The 23,319-nt window shown below is 69.8% G+C and carries 17 protein-coding genes; 8 read left to right on the forward strand and 9 right to left on the reverse strand.

The genetic code is table 11. The annotated features are described in order from the left end of the window. The first annotated feature begins 67 nt into the window (after positions 1-67). From ACZ7L9_RS08560 to ACZ7L9_RS08580, 5 genes are all read left to right on the forward strand, one after another. Entirely contained in the window at positions 68-1,894 is a 1,827-nt protein-coding gene (locus ACZ7L9_RS08560) for an acyl-CoA dehydrogenase (RefSeq protein ID WP_471413695.1), read from the forward strand. 275 nt (positions 1,895-2,169) lie between these two features. Further along, positions 2,170-2,790: a Uma2 family endonuclease gene (locus ACZ7L9_RS08565; RefSeq protein ID WP_471413696.1), complete on the forward strand. Its 621-nt coding sequence runs from the start codon at positions 2,170-2,172 to the stop codon at positions 2,788-2,790. A gap of 103 nt (positions 2,791-2,893) precedes the next feature. Next, the gene (locus tag ACZ7L9_RS08570) at positions 2,894-4,222 is read left to right on the forward strand and encodes a M18 family aminopeptidase (protein ID WP_471413698.1); all 1,329 of its coding nucleotides are present in this window, start codon (positions 2,894-2,896) and stop codon (positions 4,220-4,222) included. Between the two features lie 119 nt (positions 4,223-4,341). After that, positions 4,342-7,161 (forward strand): AfsR/SARP family transcriptional regulator, encoded by a 2,820-nt coding sequence (locus tag ACZ7L9_RS08575; RefSeq protein ID WP_471413700.1) that lies wholly within the window; start codon positions 4,342-4,344, stop codon positions 7,159-7,161. A 173-nt stretch (positions 7,162-7,334) separates the two neighbouring features. Beyond that, positions 7,335-8,090: a DUF4232 domain-containing protein gene (locus tag ACZ7L9_RS08580; protein ID WP_471413702.1), complete on the forward strand. Its 756-nt coding sequence runs from the start codon at positions 7,335-7,337 to the stop codon at positions 8,088-8,090. 107 nt (positions 8,091-8,197) lie between these two features. On the opposite strand, the gene ACZ7L9_RS08585 is transcribed toward ACZ7L9_RS08580, so the two are convergent. Both ACZ7L9_RS08585 and ACZ7L9_RS08590 read right to left on the reverse strand, forming a co-directional pair. Further along, entirely contained in the window at positions 8,198-10,057 is a 1,860-nt protein-coding gene (locus tag ACZ7L9_RS08585) for an NHL domain-containing thioredoxin family protein (protein WP_471413704.1), read from the reverse strand. Between the two features lie 530 nt (positions 10,058-10,587). Then, complete coding sequence (locus tag ACZ7L9_RS08590) at positions 10,588-12,138, reverse strand: recombinase family protein (RefSeq protein WP_471413705.1); 1,551 nt, start codon at positions 12,136-12,138, stop codon at positions 10,588-10,590. 132 nt (positions 12,139-12,270) lie between these two features. Here ACZ7L9_RS08590 and ACZ7L9_RS08595 point away from each other — a divergent pair, with 132 nt between their 5' ends. Then, entirely contained in the window at positions 12,271-12,762 is a 492-nt protein-coding gene (locus tag ACZ7L9_RS08595) for an LURP-one-related/scramblase family protein (RefSeq protein ID WP_471413707.1), read from the forward strand. A 329-nt stretch (positions 12,763-13,091) separates the two neighbouring features. On the opposite strand, the gene ACZ7L9_RS08600 is transcribed toward ACZ7L9_RS08595, so the two are convergent. Further along, a complete protein-coding gene (locus ACZ7L9_RS08600) occupies positions 13,092-13,892 on the reverse strand; it encodes a carbon-nitrogen family hydrolase (protein WP_471413709.1) in 801 nt (266 codons plus the stop codon). Between the two features lie 171 nt (positions 13,893-14,063). On the opposite strand from ACZ7L9_RS08600, the gene ACZ7L9_RS08605 reads away from it, so the two are divergent. Further along, positions 14,064-14,888, forward strand: coding sequence for a maleylpyruvate isomerase family mycothiol-dependent enzyme (locus ACZ7L9_RS08605; RefSeq protein ID WP_471413711.1), 825 nt, complete (start codon positions 14,064-14,066; stop codon positions 14,886-14,888). A gap of 113 nt (positions 14,889-15,001) precedes the next feature. Here the strand turns inward: ACZ7L9_RS08605 and ACZ7L9_RS08610 are convergent, their stop codons facing one another. Then, complete coding sequence (locus tag ACZ7L9_RS08610; RefSeq protein ID WP_471413712.1) at positions 15,002-16,312, reverse strand: MFS transporter; 1,311 nt, start codon at positions 16,310-16,312, stop codon at positions 15,002-15,004. Next, a complete protein-coding gene (locus ACZ7L9_RS08615) occupies positions 16,309-17,016 on the reverse strand; it encodes a GntR family transcriptional regulator (RefSeq protein ID WP_471413714.1) in 708 nt (235 codons plus the stop codon). The genes ACZ7L9_RS08610 and ACZ7L9_RS08615 overlap by 4 nt, the downstream gene beginning before the upstream one ends. Positions 17,017-17,297: 281 nt before the next feature. On the opposite strand from ACZ7L9_RS08615, the gene ACZ7L9_RS08620 reads away from it, so the two are divergent. Continuing rightward, a complete protein-coding gene (locus ACZ7L9_RS08620; RefSeq protein WP_471413716.1) occupies positions 17,298-18,197 on the forward strand; it encodes a D-alanyl-D-alanine carboxypeptidase family protein in 900 nt (299 codons plus the stop codon). 153 nt (positions 18,198-18,350) lie between these two features. On the opposite strand, the gene ACZ7L9_RS08625 is transcribed toward ACZ7L9_RS08620, so the two are convergent. From ACZ7L9_RS08625 to pdhA, 4 genes are all read right to left on the reverse strand, one after another. Continuing rightward, positions 18,351-19,022 (reverse strand): DUF4232 domain-containing protein, encoded by a 672-nt coding sequence (locus ACZ7L9_RS08625; RefSeq protein ID WP_471413718.1) that lies wholly within the window; start codon positions 19,020-19,022, stop codon positions 18,351-18,353. A gap of 568 nt (positions 19,023-19,590) precedes the next feature. Further along, a complete protein-coding gene (locus tag ACZ7L9_RS08630) occupies positions 19,591-20,994 on the reverse strand; it encodes a dihydrolipoamide acetyltransferase family protein (protein WP_471413720.1) in 1,404 nt (467 codons plus the stop codon). Between the two features lie 10 nt (positions 20,995-21,004). Continuing rightward, complete coding sequence (locus ACZ7L9_RS08635; protein WP_471413722.1) at positions 21,005-21,985, reverse strand: alpha-ketoacid dehydrogenase subunit beta; 981 nt, start codon at positions 21,983-21,985, stop codon at positions 21,005-21,007. A gap of 2 nt (positions 21,986-21,987) precedes the next feature. Further along, the gene (gene pdhA / locus ACZ7L9_RS08640) at positions 21,988-23,187 is read right to left on the reverse strand and encodes a pyruvate dehydrogenase (acetyl-transferring) E1 component subunit alpha (RefSeq protein ID WP_471413724.1); all 1,200 of its coding nucleotides are present in this window, start codon (positions 23,185-23,187) and stop codon (positions 21,988-21,990) included. Between the last annotated feature and the right edge of the window lie 132 nt (positions 23,188-23,319).

Raw genomic sequence — 23,319 nt, forward strand, 5'->3', positions numbered from 1 at the left:
CGCCCGCCCGGCCCATACCCCTTCCCGGGGCGCTGTGCGCCACTGCTATTGATTACGGAGCCTTCCCATGGGGCACTACAAGTCGAATCTCCGCGACATCGAGTTCAACCTCTTCGGGGTCCTCGGGCGCGACAAGACGTACGGCACCGGCCCGTTCGCCGAGATGGACGTCGAGACGGCGAAGAGCATCCTCGACGAGATCGCCCGCCTCGCGGAGAACGAGCTGGCCGACTCCTTCGCCGACGCCGACCGCAACCCGCCGGTCTTCGACCCGGAGACCAACACCGCACCGGTCCCGGAGACCTTCAAGAGGTCGTACCAGGCGTTCATGGACTCCGAGTACTGGCGTCTGGGCCTGCCCGAGGAGATCGGTGGCACCACCTCCCCGCGCTCCCTGATCTGGGGCTACGCGGAGCTGCTGCTCGGCTCGAACCCGGCCATCTGGATGTACTCCTCCGGCCCGGCGTTCGCCGGCATCCTCTTCGACGAGGGCAACGAGGCGCAGAAGAAGATCGCCGAGATCGCCGTCGAGAGGCAGTGGGGCTCGACGATGGTGCTGACCGAGCCGGACGCCGGTTCGGACGTCGGCGCGGGCCGCACGAAGGCCGTCGAGCAGGAGGACGGCTCTTGGCACATCGAGGGTGTGAAGCGCTTCATCACCTCGGGCGAGCACGACATGTCCGAGAACATCATCCACTACGTGCTGGCCCGCCCCGAGGGCGCCGGCCCCGGCACCAAGGGCCTCTCGCTCTTCATGGTCCCGAAGTTCCACTTCGACTGGACCACCGGCGAGCTGGGCGAGCGCAACGGCGTGTACGCGACGAACGTCGAGCACAAGATGGGCCTCAAGGCGTCCAACACCTGCGAGATGACGTTCGGCGACCGGCACCCCGCCAAGGGCTGGCTGATCGGTGACAAGCACGACGGCATCCGCCAGATGTTCCGCATCATCGAGTTCGCCCGCATGATGGTCGGCACGAAGGCCATCGCGACCCTGTCGACCGGCTACCTGAACGCGCTGGAATACGCCAAGGAGCGCGTCCAGGGCACCGACCTGTCGCAGTTCATGGACAAGACCGCCCCCAAGGTCACCATCACGCACCACCCCGACGTGCGCCGCTCCCTCATGACGCAGAAGGCGTACGCGGAGGGCATGCGCTCCCTCGTGCTGTACACCGCCTCCGTCCAGGACGCGATCCAGGAGAAGGAGGCGGCGGGCGAGGACGCCAAGGCGCTGCACGGCCTCAACGACCTGCTGCTCCCGATCGTGAAGGGCTACGGCTCCGAGAAGTCGTACGAGCAGCTGGCGCAGTCGCTCCAGACGTTCGGCGGCTCCGGGTATCTCCAGGAGTACCCGATCGAGCAGTACATCCGTGACGCCAAGATCGACACGCTGTACGAGGGCACGACGGCGATCCAGGGCCAGGACTTCTTCTTCCGGAAGATCGTCCGCGACCAGGGCGCCTCGCTCAACGCGCTCTCCGAGGAGATCAAGAAGTTCCTCGCGGGCGCCCAGGGCAACGAGGAGCTGTCCGGTGCGCTGGACTCGCTCGCCAAGGCGGCCGTGGACCTGGAGGCGATCGTCGGCACGATGATCACCGACCTGACCGCGACCGGCGAGGACGTCAAGAACATCTACAAGGTCGGCCTCAACACCACCCGCCTGTTGATGGCCTCCGGCGATGTCGTCGTCGGCTACCTGCTGCTCAAGGGCGCGGCCGTGGCGGCCGAGAAGCTGCCGACCGCCGCCGCGAAGGATGTCGCCTTCTACCGGGGCAAGATCGCCGCCGCGAAGTTCTTCGCCGCGAACGTCCTGCCGGGCGTCTCCACCGAGCGCGCGCTCGCCGAGTCCGTCGACAACTCGCTGATGGAGCTGGACGAGGCGGCGTTCTAGTGCCGTGACCGGCAATGTTTGCCCCGTAAGGAGCGTCGTCCGGTGCGTGCGATCGCAAGGCGGCCGGAAGTCCTTGTAGCGGAGCTACCAGGGCTTTTGGCCAACGCGGCGAGCGTGCGTGCTGGGCGGCGCGACGGGGCAAAGCTTGCCGGGAGGGGCACTAGCCTCCGGCCCCGCTCACGATCGTCAACCCGCACCGCCACCCGGACATGCGTCGGGTGGCGGTGCTGTCGTATCAGCTGGGTACGCTGAGCGCACGGCCGAGAATCCCGTCCATGGGAGGAACCGTGACCGCCGAGGCCCTGCCCCAGGCGTCGCAGCCGCGGCGCGAGACATCCAAGTGGCCGGTCCCGCCCGAGGACGGCTACACCGTGGACGATTTCTTCACGCTTGACCTCCCGCCACACACAGAGCTGATCGACGGGAGCCTGGTTTTCGTCAGTCCGCAGCAAAAGTTCCACACGCTGGCGATGTATCTGCTGGAGCAGGGCCTGCGCAGGCACGTACCCGCCGATCTGCGCGTGCGCCGGGAGATGGCCATCGTGCTCGGCAAGCGGAACGCCCCGGAACCCGACCTGGTTGTGGTGCGGGAAGAAGGTGCGGTGAACCAGCGGCAGACGCGCTACGACGCCGCCGACGTCCTGCTCGCCGTGGAGGTCGTCTCGCCCGACTCCGAGGCCCGGGACCGCGACACCAAGCCGCACAAGTACGCGGGGGCGGGCATCCCGAACTTCTGGCTCGTCGAGATGGCCGGGAACGACCGGCCCGTGGTCTGGACCTACGCGCTGGACCCGGTCAACAAGAAGTACGTCTCCACCGGCGTCCACCACGACCGCCTGAAGCTCTCCGACCCGTACGACATCGATATCGACCTGACCGCCATCGACCAGCTGTAGGCCCCGCCTCCCCGCACGCGCCCCGGCCTCCGCGGGGCGCCCCGCGGCACCGCCCGCGAACGACGGTGAAACCTCCCCGTCCGGCCTCGTTACAGTGAAGAACATGAGTTCCTCCCTCCGCTTCGACCGCGGTCACACCGACGACCTGATGGCCTTCCTGATGGCCTCCCCCTCCCCGTACCACGCCGTGGCCACCGCGGCCGAGCGGCTGGAGAAGGCCGGATTCCGCCAGGTCGAGGAGACCGCGGCCTGGGACGGCACCAGCGGCGGGAAGTACGTCCTGCGCGGCGGTGCGATCGTCGCCTGGTACGTGCCGGAGGGCGCCACGGCGCACACCCCGTACCGGATCGTCGGAGCGCACACCGACTCGCCGAATCTGCGGGTGAAGCCGCTGCCCGACACCGGGGCGTACGGCTGGCGGCAGGTCGCCGTGGAGATCTACGGCGGGACGCTCCTCAACACCTGGCTCGACCGTGACCTCGGGCTCGCCGGCCGCATCTCGCTGCGAGGGGGCACCTCCCAGGCCGGAGGCTCTGGGGGAGGCACGCACAGGCTGGTGAACATCGACCGGCCGCTCCTGCGCGTACCGCAGCTGGCCGTGCATCTGGACCGGTCGTCCAACACCGACGGTCTGAAGCTCGACCGGCAGAAGCACATGCAGCCGATCTGGGGGCTCGGGGACGTCGAGGAGGGCGACCTGATCCGGTTCGTCGCCGAGGAGGCGGGGGTCGACGCCGCGGACGTGACCGGCTGGGACCTGATGCCGCACCCCGTCGAGCCGCCCGCCTACCTGGGCCGGGACCGCGAGCTGCTGGCCGGGCCCCGGATGGACAACCTGCTCTCCGTGCACGCGGCGACCGCCGCGCTCGCCGCCGTCGCCGGGCAGCCGGACTCCGAGCTTCCGTACATCCCGGTCATGGCCGCCTTCGACCACGAGGAGAACGGCTCCCAGTCCGACACCGGCGCCGACGGACCGCTGCTCGGCACGGTCCTGGAGCGTTCCGTCTTCGCCCGCGGCGGCACGTACGAGGACCGCGCCCGGGCCTTCGCCGGGACCGTCTGTCTCTCCTCCGACACCGGCCACGCGATCCACCCCAACTACGCCGAGCGCCACGACCCGACCCACCACCCGGTGGTCAACGGCGGACCGATCCTCAAGGTCAACGTCAACATGCGGTACGCGACCGACGGCAGCGGCCGGGCCGTGTTCGCGGAGGCGTGCCGGAAGGCGGACGTGCCGTGGCAGACGTTCGTCTCCAACAACTCGATGCCGTGCGGCACCACGATCGGCCCGATCACCGCAGCCCGGCACGGCATCCAGACCGTGGACATCGGCGTCGCGATCCTGTCGATGCACAGCGCCCGTGAACTGTGCGGCGCGGACGACCCGTACCTGCTGGCCAACGCGGTGGCGGCGTTCCTGGCGGGCTGAGCCCTCCGGCCGCGCCGACCGGGCGGCAACCCTTCACCGGCTCCACGGCACCCCCGATATCCTGGGTCATTGCCCGTGCCCCCACCTCGGGTGCACCTCGCCCGGAAGGGAACCCGTACGTGGAGTTCCGGCTGCTCGGCACCGTCTCCGTGGACACGCGCACCGGGCCGCTGCCGCTCGGCCCGGCCAAACGCCGCAGCCTGCTGGCCGCGTTGCTGCTGTCCGCCAACACACCCGTATCCGTCAGCCGGTTGGCGGACTCCCTGTGGGACGACGAGCCGCCGCTGCATGCCCGCAGCGTCATCCAGGGACATGTGTCGCGGCTCCGCGCCCTCCTGGTGGGCGCGGACGCGGAGGCGTACGGGGTGGAACTGATCACGCTCGGCGACGCGTATGTGCTGCGGGTGCCGGAGACCCTGCTGGACTCGCAGCGGTTCGAGGAGCTGCTGGTCCTGGCGCGGGAGCAGCGCAGCCCCGCCGACGCCGTGCTGATGCTCAAGGAGGCCCTGTCCCTGTGGCAGGGCCCGGCGCTCACCGGTGCGTTCGCCGGCCCGCCGCTCCAGGCCGCCGCACACTCCCTGGAGGAGTCGCGGCTGGCCGCGGTCGAGCAACTGGCCTGCGCCTATGCGGCGCTGGGGGAGCACAGCCGGGCGGCGTCGGTGCTGCGGGCGGAAGCGGTCGCCCATCCGATGCGGGAGTCGCTGGCGGCGGCGCTGATGACGGCGCTGTACCGGGCGGGGCGTCAGTCGGAGGCACTGGACTGGTTCCACCGCACGCGGCGGCTGCTCGCCGATGAGCTGGGGATCGACCCGGGACACGAACTCGCCGACGCGTACGCGCTGATCCTGCGCGGCGAGCCAGGGCCGGAGGACCGCGCCGAACCGGCCGACGGCTCGGGGGACTTGAGCAGCGGTACCGGGAAAAGCACGATCAGGGCAGGGGCCGGAGCCCGTACGGACAGCACGCCCGGCCCGCCGCTTTCGCCCCGTCCCCTGGCTCCACCGCCCCTCGTCGGCGAGCCGCACCCCACCGATCTGCTGCCCCGCGCGCCTCGCGGCTTCCACGGTCGGGTCCCCGAACTGGCCGCGCTCACCCGGGCCGCGGCGGGCGAGGCCCCCGTCTGTCTGGTCACCGGACCGGCCGGCGTGGGAAAGACCGCGCTGGCCCTGCAGTGGGCGCACCGCAACCCCGCCGCCTTCCCGGACGGACGGCTCTTCGCCGATCTGCGCGGGTTCAGCGACACCGGAGAGCCGGCGCTCATCGAGGTCCTGCGCGAGTTCCTGCTGGCGCTCGGTGTCGCACCACGCCGCGTCCCCGAGTCCGTGCGCGCCGCGGCCGCGCTCTTCCGGTCCCTGACCGACCGGCGCCGGCTGCTCGTCGTCCTCGACAACGCCCGTGACTCCGCCACCGTCAGGCCCCTGCTGCCGGGCGGCACCGACTGCGTCACGCTGGTCACCAGCCGGCACCGGCTGGAAGGACTCATCGCCTCGGACGCGGCCCGCCCCGTCCCGCTCGACATACTCGAACCGCACGACGGCACGGCCCTGCTGGCCGGTGTGCTCGGCGAGGAACGGGTCCTCGCCGAACCCGTGGCGGCCCGCCGGCTCGCCGGGCTCTGCGGCGGACTGCCGCTCGCCCTGCGCGTCACCGCGGCCCGGCTGGCTGGACGTCCGCAGCGGACACTGGCCGGGCTGGCCGACGAACTGGCCGACGAACACAGCCGCCTGACGTACCTCGACGTGGACGACACCGGTGTCTCGGCCGCGCTGCGGCTGACCGTGCAGCAGCTACCGCCGGACGCCGTCCACCAGTTCAGCCGGCTCGGCCACCACCCCGGCAGCCACTTCGACCCGCACACCGCCGCCGCACTCGCCGGCACGGACCCGGTCACCGCCGCCGCGGCGCTGGAACGGCTCGCCACCGCCCACCTCGTCACCGAGAGGGCACCCGGGCGCTGGGTGCTGCACGATCTGGTCCGCCTCTACGCCCGCGGCCTGGACCCCGCGTCCGGACCCGAGGCCCTCCTCTGCGTCCTCGACCACTACATAGCCACCGCGCTCGCCGCCGCCGACACGGCCGAACCCGGCGGTGAGCCCTGCTTCGTCCTGCCGGACGGCTACCACCGCCCCTCCGCCGTCAGGGACTTCACCGACCGGGCGGCGGCGATGAGCTGGCTGGCCGCCGAACGCGACGATCTGGCCCTGGCCGCCGTCGCGGCCCGGACCGCCGGGCTCGACGACCGGGCCTGGCGGATCATTCTGCTCCAGTGGCCGCAGGTGGTGTGGCGGGTCCGGGACGGCTGGGCCCCGCTGCTGGAACTGGCGCTGGACTCCGCCCGCACCGAGAACGATCCGTACGCCGAATCGCGGGTGCTCAATCTGCTGGGCTGGGTGCTGACCGAGGAGGGCAGGAACGCTGAGGCCATCGCCCTGCTGGAGCGCTCGCCCGCTCTTGCCCGGCAGGCCGGAGACCGGCTCGGTGAAGCGACCGCGCTGATCAACCTGGCCATCGTCCAGGCCGAACAGGGCGGGCTCGACATGGCGCTGGAGGGCTGCGAACGCGCCGTCGGCCTGGCCCGCGAGGAATCCGACGCGCGCACCGAGATGCTCGCCCTGCAGCACCTCGCCCGGATGCAGCTCACCGCCAACCGCCCGCAGGACGCCCTGCACTCCGCCCGGACGGCGCTCGACCTCGGGCCCGAGCACGAGGAGGCCGCACGCCGGGTGCTGCTGCTGACCGTCAGCGGCGAGGCCCGGCTGGCACTCGGCGAGGAGGACGACGGCATCCGGCTGCTGGACCTGGCGGCCGGGGAGGCGGAAGCCGCCGGTTACGACGAGGGCGCGGTCCGGGCCCTCGAAGCACTGCTCCGCGTCACGGCACGGACGGAGTACCGCAAACGGTACGAAGAGGCGGTCCGGCGGCTCACCGAAGACGGCTGAGAGCCTGACGCCCGTGCCGTGACGTCAGAGCGCCGGTCCCGGACATCAGCGGGACGTCAGTGGGACGTCAGCAGAACATGAGCGACGCACCCCAGAGTCATGCATGTCAGCAGGTCAGGGGCGCTCGCCAATGACCAGGCGTCCGCCGCACCGTCACACTCGGGGGAAATTCCATGAGTACGCTCCGCAACCGCACCACCGTCCTCGCCGCCGCGACCACCGCCGTGCTCGCACTGGCCCTCACCGCCTGCGGCGGGGACGACTCCGGTACGAAGTCCGCCGGCCCGGCGAACGACGCCGCAGCGGCCGCCGCTTCGGCGGACGCCTCCCAGCCCGCCACCGACGCGACGACCGCGAGCACCGCGAAGAACGGCGGTGCCGCGCAGAACACCGGAGCCACCAAGACGGGCACCTCGAAGACCGGCACGTCCAACGGCAGCACCGGGACGGGCGGCAACACCAGCGACAGCTACGCCTACAAGCACCCGTGCGAGAGCGGGGACCTGTCGGTGCGCGTGTACCCCCGCGAGGGTTCGGCCACCCAGCAGGTGATCGAGGTCAACAACACCGGCGCGAACTCCTGCGGCCTGAGCTACTTCCCGCGGGTCAGCCTGGGCGCCGCGAAGGCCTCGGACCACAGCGGGGACGTCCGGCCGGCGGTTCCCGGCGGCCTGGGCGGCGCACCGGCCTACCCGGTCAAGCCGAAGACGGCCGCCATCGCGGTGATCGACCTCAACCCGAGCGGTGCGAACGGTCTGACCTGGATCAACGAGATGAACGTGCTCGCCGACGGCGACCACATGCCCAACGCGGACACGCAGAACTTCGAGCTCGGCCCCGATGTGAAGGTGCGCGACCCGAAGCTCGGCCTGTACCGGAGCACGGTCGCCGAAGCGGTGAGCTCCATGAAGCAGGCGGGCACCTCCTGACCCGCTGAGCCGGGCCGTACGACGAGCCCCGCGGGATGCGGCCCCTACCCCGCCGCACACACCGCACCCGGCGCAGAAGGCCCCCGTATCCGGGGCTCCGCGCGCCGTCAGGCCCACTCGTCCATCCCTGCCAGCACCAGCGGCAGCCGGGGCGTTCCCTCCGTGGTCACGCGGACGGGGACGCCCCAGTCCTGTTGGTGGACGTGGCAGGCCGGGTACTCGTTCGCAGGGTCGTCGTCGCAGGACGCCGCCATCGCGGACACGTGCAGGACCCCCTCGGTGACGCCGTCGGCCAGGACCAGGTCGCGGAAGAGATCGGTTCCCGGACCGGAGCCCTCCGCCAGCAGCTCGGGCGGGGTCGCCGAGACCAGCAAGCGGGTCGAGGGACCGTACCGGGTGTCCAGCTTCTGCCCGGCGGGCGCCTGGAAGACCACATCGAGCCGCAGTGTGCCCGGTGCGATCTCGGTCGCCGCGCGCTGTGTGCGGTGCGCCCGGTCGGCGACCCGTACGGCCTCCTCCGGGAGCCGCAGCCGGGTCAGCCGGTGCCGCGCGGACTCGACGACGACGAGATCGCCGTCGACCAGCACCGCGTCGCTGGGCTCGCGCAGATCCGTGGCCAGGGTGGTGACCTCGCCGCTCACGGGGTCGTAGCGCCGCAGCGCGTGGTTGTACGTGTCGCAGACGGCGACGGACCCGTCGGGCAGCGCCGTCACGCCCAGCGGGTGCTGGAACAGCGCCTGCTCCGCTCCGCCGTCGCGGTGTCCGAAGTCGAAGAGTCCGGTGCCGACGGCGGTACGGACGACGAACCCGGTGCCCTCCCGCTCGACGTACCGCAGGGCGGACGTCTCCGAGTCGGCGACCCACAGCCGCTCCCCGTCGGCCGACGTGGCGAGGCCGGACGGCTGGGCGAACCAGGCCTCGTCGGCCGGCCCGTCGACCAGGCCCTCGTTGGTCGTGCCCGCCGCGACCCGCACGGTCCCCGTCCCGGGGTCGTACGTCCACAGCTGGTGCACGCCCGCCATGGCGATCCACAGCCGGTCCGCGAACCAGGCGACGTCCCAGGGGGAGGAGAGGTCTACCTCGCGGGCCGGGCCGGCCGTCGGTGAACCCTGCCACCACTGGCGGCCGGTGCCGGCGAGGGTCGTCGTGATCCCGGTGGTGAGGTCGAGGGCGCGGACGGCGTGATTGACCGTGTCGGCGACCGCGATCCGGCCGTCGGGCAGCACGGCGAGTCCCTGAGGCTCGGAGAACCGGGCCTCGTCGGGCCCGCCGTCGGCGAATCCCCTGTCGCCCGTTCCGACGTGACGGCGGACCGTTTCGCCGTCACGTTCGATCTCGACCAGGCGGTGCCGGGTGGTGTCGGAGACCAGGAAACCGCCGTCGGGCAGGAGCAGGGCCTTGCCGGGGAAGCGCAGATGCGTGGCGACCGGCTCGGGCGCGACATAGGGGCCGTCGCCACGGCGCAGCGTGCCCTTCGCCCCGTGCTCGGCCTCCAGCTCCTCGACCAGCTTCTCGATGGCGTGCGCATGTCCCTCGCCCGCGTGCTGAGCGACGATGTAACCCTCGGGGTCGATGACGACGAGCGTGGGCCAGGCGCGTACCGCGTACTGCTTCCAGGTCGCCAGCTCAGGGTCGTCGAGGACCGGGTGGTGGACCTCGTACCGCTCGACGGCGTCGACGACTGCCTGGTGCTCGGCCTCGTGGACGAACTTCGGCGAGTGCACACCGATGATCACGACGGTGTCGCGGTGCTTCTCCTCCAGCTCGCGCAGCTCATCGAGAACATGCAGACAGTTCACGCAGCAGAAGGTCCAAAAATCAACAACAACGCACTTACCTCGCAGGTCGGCGAGGGTGAGTTCCTTGCCTCCGGTGTTCAGCCAGCCGCCATTGCCGATCAGCTCAGGGGCACGGACACGGGCATTTCGGCGGGGCGCGGGGGTGTGCGCCGAGACGGCATCGTTCATGCTTCAAGCTTGCCATCCTGGTATGAACGGCGAATCACGCACGTGCGCCAGTGCAGGAGCAACGGTTGGCTGTGGACGGGAACAAAACGACGGCCGACGGGGTGGCGGAGGCGGCACAGGGATTCATGGCGTTGCCGAGACGTATGGAGGACCGGCAGGAGGCGTTCGCCGAGTGCCTGGCGGACGTCGTCCGTGCCCTCTCGCTCGACGTCGTTCCCGAGTCGGAGCCCGGCGATCGGCGGACCTGGGTGCACCGCGTCCGTGCGGCACTGCGCGAGCCTGCCGACACGGCACGACGGTTTCCGAGGAGTCCTTCGACGCACTGGTCAGGGCGGCCGTCCACGCCCCTGGCCCGAGCTTCAACCGTCAGTTCATCGAGCCGGCTCTGAACGCCTTCGGGCACGTGCGCGTGCAAGCCGCGCTGCCCGGGTACCTGCGAACGGGCACAGACCTTGAGCGGGCGGGCGCCGCGCGGTGCGGCTCGGAGGTCCATTGGCGGTCCGGGTTCAGGCACGCCCGTGGCCGTGGGCTCACGCCGCGGTGTCGGTACCCGCCGGCTTCGCCCAATGGATCTGGATTCGCTGCTCGGGGATGATCCTCTGCCCGCGCACCCCCTTGCTCACCTCAACGCGGTCTATGGCGAGCGAAAGCCGTTCACGCCTGTCTTCGTTCGTCGCATCCGCCCACGTCTCTCGCAGGGTGACGCCATCGAGTATCGGACACACATCCACGGTCGGCATCGGAAGCCTGTGGAGATCGCCGCGGAGGCCGTCGATTCGCCCCCTCAGGCGCGCTGAAAGCCGGTTGTAGCGCTCCACGGCTGCAGCGCCATTGAACTCACCACGCACGTAGCGTGCGTCCTCCAGATCAGCCAGGCGAGCTTCCTCGTCCTGGATCTCCGCAGTGAGGGCATCACGTTTCACAAAGGTCTCAGGATCCACACGGTGCACCCAGCGATCAACGATCGCGACAAGCAGCGGATCGTCCGGTTCGAGCGCCGGGAGCTTGGTGAGGAACTGTTCCGTCACGTATTGGTCGACCGCCTCAGCCAGCGCCGACGCTCCGATGCACTGATTGCCCGCACGGCGAGCCATGCACTGGTAGCTGCCGCCCACACGGTGCATCCGGCGCCCGCAGCCAGGAACCGCGCAGTGGACGAGTCCGGTGAGCAGCGCCGTCCCCTCGGGCTTCGGCCGCCGCTTTCCTGCGTGCCCGAATGTTCTGGATTCCAGGGTGCGGATGATCTGCTCACGCTCTCCGACCGTGATGATCCCCTCGCCGATCCCGACTGTGTCGAGCGTTTGGGGATCGCGGTACGGAAAGACCCTGCCCGTGTACTTCCGCTCACCGTCGTCCGTCTCGACGGTCTCGGTCTCCGGCATCAGGCCGGCGAACGCCGGGGAGCGCAGGAGCTGCATGATGCTGGCTGCGTTCCACTGCCCGCCCCTGGGCGACAGGATCTCGTACTCGTTGAGGAGTCGGGCGATCTTGACCAACGATGTCCCTGCAAGCGCTTCATCCGCGATCAGACGGGCGTAGACGACGTACTCCGGGTCGTGGACAAGCTTCTTCGTCTTCGGGTCGATGAGCAGCCCGTACGGAGGCTGCCCGCCGATCCACTGGCCCTTGCTGCGCAAGTAGCGCTTGGCGTGGCCGACGCGCGTGCCGAGATTCTTCGACTCGGACCTGGCGAGCTCAGCGAGCATCGCGACGACCACGCGCGCTGAGTCGTTCGACGTGTCGAGACCATCCACGACTGAGACGAGACGGCCGCCGGCCTTCTCGATGTCGGCCAGCACCTTGCCCACCTGGCCGATGCCCTTGCGGGACAGGCGGTCCAGTTTCCAGACGATCAGTGTGCCGACAACACCGGCGGTGACTGCCGCAAGCGCGGCGTCGAAGCCCTTGCGCTCAACGGTCTTGTAGCCGGAGCGCCCTCTGTCTATGTGGACCTTGCGGACAGTCAGTCCGTTGCGTTCGCCCCAGGCGCGGCAGTCGGCTTCCTGCCGCTCGATCGCAGTCTTGCCGTCCCGATCGAGAGACAGGCGGAGGTAGAGGTCGCAGATCGTGTCTTGGTGCACACACTCAGTGTGACCACAAGTTCGGTGCGCTGTTGTCTATTTTCAAAAATCCAGGATCACAATGTGTCCTCGCAGGTCAGCGAGGGCGGAGGGTCCATGTATTCCGGACGGTCTTGGGGGAACCTGTGAGCCATGAGATTCCTGGTGCGTGAACGCCTCTTCGCCGTCGGTGACGACTACTGGATCGAGGACGCGGACGGCCGCAAGGTCTTCCTCGTCGACGGCAAGGCCCTGCGGGTGCGTGACACCTTCGAGCTGAAGGACGCGCAGGGCCGGATCCTGGTCGAGATCCGGCAGAAGCTGCTCAGCCTGCGCGACACGATGCTCATCGAGCGCGATGGCGAGCAACTCGCCAAGGTCAAGCGCAAGCGGCTGTCGCTGCTGCGCAACCACTACCGGGTCACGCTGGTGGACGGCACCGAGCTCGATGTCAGCGGAAAGATCCTGGACCGCGAGTTCGCCATCGACTACGACGGGGAGCTGCTGGCCCAGATCTCGCGGCGGTGGCTGACCGTCCGGGACACGTACGGCATCGACGTCGTACGCGAGGACGCCGACATGGCGCTGCTGATCGCCGTATCGGTGTGCGTCATCGTGCTCGCCGACAAGGAGCACGAGAACTGACGAGCTCGAAATCAAGCCCGTCGAGGAGTCCCCCCATGCTCTTGGAGGAGCTCACAAAATGGGAGTCCGATCAGCTCGCGGCGTCTGGTGCGTGCGATCGCAAGGCGTCGGAAGGTCCTCGGATGGGGTCTCCCCTGCTCGAACGAAGCTGAGAGCTTGGGGAAGGAGCTACTAGGGCATTTCGGCAACGCAGCGAGCGTGCGTGCCAGGCGTCGCGAGCCGGGCGCCCATTTTGTGAGCTCCTCTTAAGGCTATGGGGGAGATTGAGGACGGAACGACCGGCGGGTGGGCCGGCGATGACATGACACCCGGTTTCACGTGAAACGTGACTACTCGCCCGTCTCGGGCGGGGCCAGTCCCAGCCGCCGGTCCTTGAGCGCCGGGAACTGCTCGCGCGTGGCGGCGACCTTCGCCGGGTCGAACTCCACGCTCAGCACCTCCTCGTCGGCACCCGCCTCCGCGAGCACCTCGCCCCACGGATCGATGACGGTGCTGTGTCCGGCCTGCTGGATTCCGGCGTGGGTGCCCGCGGTGCCGACGGCCAGGACGTACGACTGGTTCTCGACAGCGCGGGCCCGGGCCAGCAGCGTCCAGTGGGCGCGGCGCCGCTCGGGCCAGCCCGCCGCGACGATCAGCGTCTCGGCGCCCGCGTCGACCAGGCCGCGGAACATTTCCGGGAAGCGCAGGTCGTAACAGGTGGCGAGGCCCAGGGTGGTCTGCGGCAGGGCGACCGTGACGAGGTCCTCCCCGGCCCCCATCATGACCGCCTCGCCTTTGTCGAAGCCGAAGCGGTGGACCTTGCGGTACGCGGCGGCCCGCTCGCCCTCGGGCGTGAAGACGAGCGCGGTGTTGTAGAGGGTGCCGTCGGCCGCGCGCTCGACGAAGGAGCCCGCGTGCAGCCAGACCCCGGCGTCGGCAGCGGCCTTGGCCATGATGTCGTGAGTGGGCCCCTGGAGCGGTTCGGCCTCGTCGGCGAAGGCGGTGTACGCGAACGCGCCGACCGGCCAGAGCTCTGGTAGAACCACCAGATCCGCACCGCGCTGGTCCGCGATCAGCGAAGCCGCGCGCTGCCTACGGAAATTGACCGATTCGTCCGGGTCTACTGCGATCTGGATGAGGGAGGCGCGCACACTACCACCGTCCTGGCATTCGAGCCGTCAACACGGGCCTACGATCGTCACACGAAAGCACTGCCGGGGTGCCTGCTCGCAGCGTAACTTAGCGATCGAACCTCCCACGCAGTCCGCCGCCCGCGCCCAAGCACTCCAGCCCATGCACCGCAGAACCGCACGAGGGGTCCCGTGACCGTCCATCCCAGCCTCCAGACCTACGCCGATGCCTGGACCCACTCCATCGAGTCGATAGCCGAGCTGGTGAAGCCGCTCGCCGAAGGAGAGTGGAACCGCCGTACGCCGTGCCCCGCCTGGTCGGTGCGCGACATCGTCTCGCACATCATCGGCATGGAGTGCGAACAGCTCGGCGACCCACGCCCGATCCACACGCTGCCGCGCGATCTGTACCACGTGCAGAACGACTTCGCCCGCTACATGGAGATGCAGGTCGATGTACGGCGCCACCACACCGCGCCGGAGATGACCTCCGAGCTGGAGTACACGATCATTCGCCGCGCACGTCAGCTGCGCAACGAGTCACGTGACCCCGAGACCATGGTCCGCGCGCCGCTCGGTGCCGAGCAGACCCTCGAGCTGGCGCTGCGGATGCGGGTCTTCGACGTCTGGGTACATGAGCAGGATCTGCGGGCGACGCTGGGGCAGCCCGGCAATCTGGACTCCCCCGGCGCCACCGTCGTCCGGGACACCCTGCTCGCCGCGCTGCCGAAGGTGGTAGCCAAGGACGCGGGCGCACCGGCCAATTCGGCGGTCGTGCTCGATGTGCACGGAGCACTGGAGTTCCTGCGCACGGTCAGGGTCGATGCGGAGGGCCGCGGTTCGGTGGACGGTTCGCCGTCGCTCGGGCCCGCGGTGACGCTGGCGATGGACTGGGAGACGTACTACCGGCTCGCCTGCGGGCGGGTGCGCGCGGCCGCGGTCGCGGACCGGATCAAGATCGAGGGCGACCCGGACCTGGCGGCGGCGATCCTGCAGAACTTCGCCGTGACGCCGTAAGGCCGCGAGGCTCCGAGGCTCTGCGGCCGTAGCGCCCCGGCGCCGCGCCCCCGTGATCGGCGGCGCCCGTCGTGCGAGGACGGCCCCGCCGCCGATCCGGCGCGACGGGCGCGTCATGCGGGTACGTGCACGGCCTCCACGCGGCTGATCACATGGTGGTCCCGCTCGCGGTGCGTGGCCCGGGAGTGCAGCCGCAGGATCTGTACGACGCCGAGTGCCTCAAGTGCGAAGACCGAGGCGAAAGCGATCCGGTAGTTGTCCCCGGTGGCGTCCAGCAGCACGCCGACGGCGAACAGCGTGGTCATGGAGGCGATGAAGCCGCCCATGTTGACGATGCCCGACGCGGTGCCCTGGCGCTCCGGCGGGTTGGCGGGCCGCGCGAAGTCGAAGCCGATCATCGAGGCGGGACCGCACGCGCCGAGCACCACGCACAGGACGATCAGCAGCCACATCGGTGCGTGGTCGCCCGGGTAGAAGATGGTCGACGCCCAGAGCAGCGCCGTGACCGTGGTCGTCCCGAGGGCCAGCGGCGCGCGGGCCGCGTGGTGGCGGGCGATGATCTGCCCGTAGACCAGCCCGAACGCCATGTTGGAGAGCACCACCAGGGTGAGCAGCTCACCGGCGGTGGACCGGCTCAGCCCCTGCGCCTCCACCAGGAACGGCAGCCCCCACAGCAGCAGGAACACCATGGCCGGGAACTGCGTGGTGAAGTGCACCCACATACCGAGCCGGGTGCCGGGCTCCCGCCAGGCGGCGGCGATCTGCCGGCGTACGTAGGCGGCGCCCGCGTGCTCGGCGGGTGGCGGCTCGTGGCCCTCGGGGTGGTCCTTCAGGAACAGCAGAAGGAGTACGAGGACGAGAACCCCGGCGGCGGAGCTGCCGACGAAGGTGGTGGTCCAGCCGAATCCGTGCAGGGCCCGTGCGATGAAGAGCGTCGAGACGAGGTTGCCCGCCATCCCGAAGAGCGCGGCGACCTGCCCGATCAGCGGACCGCGCCGGGCCGGGAACCAGCGGGCGCCGAGCCGCAGCACGCTGATGAACGTCATCGCGTCGCCGCAGCCGAGCAGCGCCCTGGACGCCAGCGCCATGCCGTACGAGGGGGAGAGCGCAAAGCCCAGCTGCCCCAGGGTGAACAGGACGGCCCCGAGGGTGAGGACCTTCTTGGTGCCGAGCCGGTCGACCATCAGGCCGACGGGTATCTGCATGCCCGCGTAGACGAGCAGCTGGAGGATGGAGAACGTGGAGAGCGCGGAGGCGTTGACGTGGAACCGGTCGGCGGCGTCGAGTCCGGCGACCCCCAGGCTGGTGCGGAAGATGATGGCGACGAAGTAGACGGCGACGCCGATGCCCCAGACCCACACGGCACGCCGGCCGCCGGGTGGATCGCCGGGCAGGGACAGGGTGGGAGCGGCGGCGGAACTCACCGGTCCTCACCCCGGACCAGCACCTTGACCCGGCTGACATGGCGGCGTACGACCTGCGCGGCACTGTCCGCGTCACCGGACCTGATGGCCTCCAGCAGCTCACCGTGCTCGGTGATGTTCGCGGCGATCCTGTCCGGGTGCGCCTCCATCACGGCCACGCCCATCCTCAACTGCCGGTCGCGCAGCTGGTCGTAGAGGCGCGAGAGGATTTCGTTGCCCGCGTTGCGCACGATCTCGGCGTGGAAGCAGCGGTCCTTCACGGACACGGCGGCCAGATCCCCGGCCTCCGCCAGCTGCCGCTGCTCTTCGAGAAGCTCTTCGAGCCGCCCGATCAGCTGCGCGGAGGCGGGCACGGCCTTGCGGGCCGCGAACTCCTCGACCAGCAGCCGGGTCTCCACCACGTCCGCGATCTCCTGGGCGGAGACGGCGAGCACGAGAGCCCCCTTCTTCGGATACAGCTTGATCAGCCCCTCGACCTCCAGCCGCAGCAGTGCCTCGCGCACGGGCGTACGGGAGACTCCGACGGCCTCTGCGAGATCACCCTCGGTGAGAAGCGTGCCGCCCTCGTAGCGGCGCTCCAGGACGGCTTCCTTGATATGGGCGTAGACGCGCTCGGCGGCGGGGGGCTGCTTGACGGAAGACTTCTCGGTGGACTTCACGGCTGACTTCACACGGGGCTTCACGGCTGGGGGCGCGGCAGGCATGTACACAGCATAGATACAAGATGCGTGCATGATGACACCCGTCCGGGATCTGGACAGGCGAAACCTCGACACCGTTCCCCGAAGTGATGAAACCCGCACCGCGCACACCTGCCTCCGCTCCGGCGGCGTCGCACCGGGTGGCGCGCCGACCCATGTCCCGAACCACCCGTGGCCCCGAAATTGCCCCAGGAATCAGCACATCCTTCGCCGGGTCTCATGAGTCTCATCACCGAGCGGCACCCTCATGTGGCCGCATTCCAGGGGCATTTGGAGCATTCAAGTTGAAAATCGGAATCAAGGGCATAAACCGCGTTTCGGCCGCTGCCACCGTGGCCCTCACCGCGGGTGCTGTCATCGCGGGCAGCGCGTTCGCCTCCACGGCACAGGCCGCGACGCTGCCCACTCCCACGATCACCGCCAAGGGCGGTTACGTGATGAACAACGGCACCGCGAAGACCCTGTACTCCAAGGCCGCGGACACCCGTCGCTCCACCGGTTCCACCACCAAGATCATGACTGCCAAGGTCGTCCTGGCACAGAAGAATCTCAACCTGGATTCCAAGGTCACGATCCAGAAGGCATACAGCGACTACATCGTTTCCAAGGGCGCCTCGTCGGCCCACCTGATCGTGGGTGACAAGGTCACCGTCCGCCAGCTGCTCTACGGCCTGATGCTGCCGTCCGGCTGCGACGCCGCGTACGCGCTGGCCGACAAGTTCGGCTCCGGCACCACCCGTGCGGCCCGCGTGACGTCGTTCATCGGCAAGATGAACGCCCAGGCCAAGTCCCTCGGAATGACGAACACCCACTTCGACTCGTTCGACGGCATAGGGAACGGCTCGAACTACTCGACGCCGCGCGATCTGACGAAGCTCGCGAGCAACGCGATGAAGAGTTCCACGTTCCGCGCGGTCGTGAAGACCAAGTCGACCAAGCAGAAGGTCACCACGAAGAGCGGTGGCTACCGCTACATGTCGTGGTCCAACACCAACACGATGCTCAGCAGTTACAGCGGCGCGATCGGCGTGAAGACCGGTTCCGGCCCGACGGCCAAGTACTGCCTGGTCTTCGCCGCGACCCGCAACGGCAAGACGGTCATCGGCACGGTGCTCACCTCCACCAGCGCGACCACCCGCACCGCGGACATGAAGAAGATCATGGACTACAGCTTCAAGAAGTAGTCCCGCCCGACTGCGGGCAAAGAGGGGCCCGGCGCACATCACCTTGACGTGCGCCGGGCCCTTTCGCGTACCGCCAGGTGGATCCGGCCGACTCGCGAGGCCGGCTCCTGGGGACATACACCGAAGTCCGGCCGGAGTACCGGGGCGTGCGGGTCAGCCGCCCTGACCGGCGCTCCCCATCGGGCCGACCTTCACCTGGGAGCCGGAGCCGTCCGTGACGGGCAGCGTGGCGGCGCCCGGCCAGTCGAGGGTGACCGACTTCGTCTCGTCCGGCGGCGTCACCACCAGCCCCGTGATGCGGACCCCGGAGCCTCCCGACTTGTTGATCGGGTAGTTGATGCCGAAGTACACCGACTTCCCGTCCTTGAGGGTCATCGGGGTGGCCTTCTCACCCGTGCGCGTCGCGGACAGCGACCCCGAGCTGGTCTTCAGGTCGACGCCCGCGTACCCGGAGAGCACGCAGTCCCGGCCGCCGCCGTTCTTCAGCTCCACCGCGACGGTCCCATCGGAGTCGCCGTCGATGGTGCTGTCCATCGCCGTGATCTCCAGCTCGTCGGTGCGGCACTTGCCGACCTTGCCGTTCTCGTTGGAACCGGTCCCGGCGGCCGTGCCCTGCCCGCCCGTGCTCTTCCCTGCGGAGTCCTTCCCGTCGCCCTGATCCGAACCGCCCGAGCCCGAACCCCCGCCCGAGGAGGACGAGGAAGACGCATTGGACGCGGACGACGAGTCGGTCTGTCCCATGTCTTCGTCGCCGTTCTGGCAGGCCGTGAGCGAGAGACCCGCGACAACGGCCAGGGCGGCGAAGGTGAGCTTGCGAACGCGCATCGTTTCTTCCTCAATGTCGGTGGGGGGTACGGGCTGCTCGGTACGAGCCTGTACGAGCGAGCGTTTGTGATTGCCAAGACCCGCCCGGCCCGGTGAACCGTTCCGCCCAACCACCCCTAATACAGGCCTGTTACACGCACAGCCAGGCACAACGCGCACCCCCCACCGGGCGCACCGCGCCGGGGCACGCCGCCGGCCAGCCGGCTCGGCGGTTCCCGCCACCGTTCCGCACCTGTTCGCGGCCGTCGTCCGCCGGGACAGACCCGTAACCCGGCGGAGCTTGACCACAACCGGTGGCGTGCCCTCCTCGACCCGCCTCGCGCGGCGAGTGCGGACTCCGCAGTCGCGCGCCCGGCCACGATCCCGAACGCCACTCGACCGCGCCTGCCGCGTCATCCTGGACTCGACGAAGGGTTCGATCTCATCGGGGTCGTCCCAGGACCCGTTCCCCGCACCGTCGGCAAGACCGTCTTCGCCGAACTCGCCGTGCGGCGACCGGCGCCGGACACGCGAGTGGGCCCGCGCGAACATCGCGCGGGCCCACTCGACACACGTACCGCCAAAACCCCTACGCCCAGGTGATCAGCCGCTTCGGCTGCTCCAGGATCGCGGCGACATCCGCCAGGAACTTGGAGCCGAGTTCGCCGTCGATCAGACGGTGGTCGAACGACAGGGCCAGCGTGGTGACCTGGCGGGGCTTCACCTTCCCCTTGTGGACCCAGGGCTGGAGCTTGATCGCGCCGACCGCGAGAATCGCGGACTCGCCCGGGTTCAGGATCGGCGTACCCGTGTCGACGCCGAAGACGCCGACGTTGGTGATCGTCACCGTGCCGCCCGCCATGGCCGCCGGGGACGTCCTGCCCTCACGCGCCGTGGAGACCAGCTCGCCCAGAGCCGCGGCGAGCTCCGGCAGTGTCTTGTCGTGCGCGTCCTTGATGTTCGGCACGATCAGACCGCGCGGGGTGGCGGCGGCGATGCCCAGGTTGACGTAGTGCTTGCGCACGATCTCCTGGTTCGCCTCGTCCCAGGCGGAGTTGACCTCCGGGTTGCGCCTGATCGCGACGAGGAGCGCCTTGGCAATGATCAGGAGCGGGTTGACCCGGACCCCTGCCATGTCCTTGTCCTCCTTGAGCTCCGCCACCAGCTTCATCGTGCGCGTCACGTCGACGGTCACGAACTCCGTGACGTGCGGCGCGGTGAAGGCGCTGTCGACCATCGCCTGGGCGATGGCCTTCCGTACGCCCTTGACCGGGATACGGGTCTCCCGCGCGCCCGCGGCGGCGGCCGGTGCCTCGGGGGCCGGAGCGCCCTGCACCGGTGCGGGGATGACGGGGGCCTGCGCCTGGGCCGGTACGGGCGCGGCCGCAGCGTGCACGTCGTCGCGGGTGATGATCCCGCCCTCGCCGGTCGGGACGACCGTCGCCAGGTCGATGCCCAGGTCCTTGGCCAGCTTGCGCACCGGCGGCTTGGCGAGCGGCCTGCTCTCCCGGACGGCCATGGCGCCGTGGCCGTTCAACTCGCCCTGGATCGCGGCTGCCGCGACGGGCGTCGGCGCCTCGGCGCCCTTGCGGGCGCGCCGCTTCGTGGAGGCCTCGGCGACGCCGTACCCCACGAGGACGGGCTGACGGCCCTTGGGAGCCTCGGGCTCCGGTTCCGGCCGCGCGGCCGGCTCGGGCGCCGAGGCCGCGTCACCGGTGCCCGGGGCCACGTCCACCGCGATGATCACCTGGCCGACGTCGACGGTCGTGCCCTCGGGGAAGCGCAGCTCGTGCACCACCCCGTCGTACGGAATCGGCAGCTCCACGGCCGCCTTCGCCGTCTCGACCTCGCACACGACCTGGCCGTCGGTGACGGTGTCGCCGGGCTGGACGTACCACTTGAGGATCTCGGCCTCGGTCAGTCCCTCGCCCACGTCGGGCATCTTGAACTCACGGAAGCGAGCAGCGTTGGAAGTGTCGGTCATCGTTGTCACGCCCCAGTCCTCAGTACGCCAGCGAACGGTCGACGGCGTCGAGCACACGGTCGAGACCCGGCAGGTACTCGTCCTCCAGCCGCGCCGGCGGATACGGGGCGTGGTAGCCGCCGACCCTCAGCACCGGTGCCTCCAGGTGGTAGAAGCAGCGCTCGGTGATCCGGGCGGCGATCTCCGCCCCGGAGCCGTAGAACACCGGCGCCTCGTGGACCACGACGAGCCGGCCGGTCTTCTCGACCGAGGTCTGGATGGCGTCGAAGTCGATCGGGGACATCGAGCGCAGGTCCAGGACCTCGATCGACTTGCCCTCCTCCTGGGCGGCCGCGGCCGCTTCCAGGCAGACCTTCACCATCGGCCCGTACGCGACGAGCGTCAGGTCGGAGCCCGTACGCGCCACCGCGGCCCGGTGCAGCGGACCGGGGATGGAGTCGGTCTCGACCTCGCCCTTGTCCCAGTAGCGGCGCTTCGGCTCGAAGAAGATGATCGGGTCGTCGCTCTGGACGGCCTGCTGCATCATCCAGTACGCGTCGCTCGCGTTCGACGGCGAGACCACCTTCAGGCCCGCGACGTGCGCGAACAGGGCTTCGGGGGACTCGCTGTGGTGCTCGACGGCACCGATGCCGCCGCCGTACGGAATCCGGACGACGACCGGCAGCTTGATCTTGCCGAGCGCCCGGGCGTGCATCTTCGCGAGCTGCGTGACGATCTGGTCGTACGCCGGGAAGACGAAACCGTCGAACTGGATCTCCACGACGGGCCGGTAGCCGCGCAGGGCCAGTCCGATCGCCGTACCGACGATGCCGGACTCGGCGAGCGGGGTGTCGATCACCCGGTCCTCACCGAAGTCCTTCTGGAGTCCGTCGGTGATCCGGAACACTCCGCCCAGCTTGCCGACGTCCTCACCCATGATGAGGACCTTGGGGTCGGTGTCGAGAGCCTTGCGCAGCGACTCGTTGAGAGCCTTCGCAATGGACATCTTTTCCATGGCCATGGCTACTTGCCCTCCTCGGCGGAGTCGGAATCGGCGAACGATGCCTGGTAGGCGGCGAACTGGGCGCGCTCCTCGTCGACGAGCGGGTTCCCGTCGGCGTAGGCGTGGTCGAAGATCGCCATCCGGTCCGGATCGGGCATCGCCCGTACCGCCTCACGCACCCGCTTGCCGAGGGCCTCGCTCTCCTCCTCCAGGGCGGTGAAGAACGCCTCGTCGGCGCTGCCCTGCTTCTCCAGGTAGGTACGCAGCCGCAGGATCGGGTCCTTGGCCTCCCAGGAGGCGCGTTCCTCGTCCGCCCGGTACTTCGTCGGGTCGTCGGACGTGGTGTGCGCGCCCATCCGGTAGGTGAACGCCTCGACGAGCGTGGGCCCTTCCCCCCGGCGGGCCCGTTCCAGCGCCGACCTGGTGACGGCCAGGCAGGCGAGTACGTCGTTGCCGTCGACCCGGACTCCGGGGAAGCCGAAGCCCTGCGCGCGCTGGTAGAGCGGGACGCGGGTCTGCCTCTCGGTCGGCTCGGAGATCGCCCACTGGTTGTTCTGGCAGAAGAAGACGACCGGGGCGTTGTAGACCGCGGAGAAGGTGAAGGACTCGGCGACGTCTCCCTGACTGGAGGCGCCGTCGCCGAAGTACGCGATCACGGCCGAGTCCGCGCCGTCCTTGGCGACGCCCATGGCGTAGCCGGTGGCGTGCAGGGTCTGCGAGCCGATGACGATCGTGTACAGGTGGAAGTTGTTGCTGTTCGGGTCCCAGCCGCCGTGGTTCACACCGCGGAACATCCCGAGCAGATTGGTCGGGTCGACCCCGCGGCACCAGGCGACGCCGTGTTCGCGGTACGTCGGGAAGACGTAGTCGTCGTCGCGCAGGGCCCGACCGGAGCCGATCTGGGCGGCCTCCTGGCCGAGCAGCGAGGCCCACAGGCCCAGCTCGCCCTGGCGCTGCAGGGCGGTGGCCTCGGCGTCGAATCGGCGGGTCAGGACCATGTCCCGGTACAGGCCCCGCAGTTCTTCGGCGGTCAGATCGATCCCGTAGTCCGGATGCTCCACGCGCTCGCCCTCGGGCGTCAGCAGCTGTACGAGCTCGGGCTCGGAACTCTGTGGCGTCTTGGCGGGCGTCTTGGCGGACGTCCTAGCGGGCGTTTTCACGGCGCTGGTCCGCTTACTGCTGCGTCGCGGTTTGCTCGCGGCAGTGCTCTCCACGGTCACGTGCGTGCTCCTCCGTCGGTCCGGCCCCCGGGGTCTGCCGGGAAGCCAGTGCGGCTCGCCTGTGTCCGTACCCGTGCACGGGGTGGGTGCCGCTCGGTCCGGGAACAGGCGTGACAGGTGCCCCGGCGAGCG

It is taken from the genome of Streptomyces sp. NPDC111516 (genome assembly GCF_055635345.1).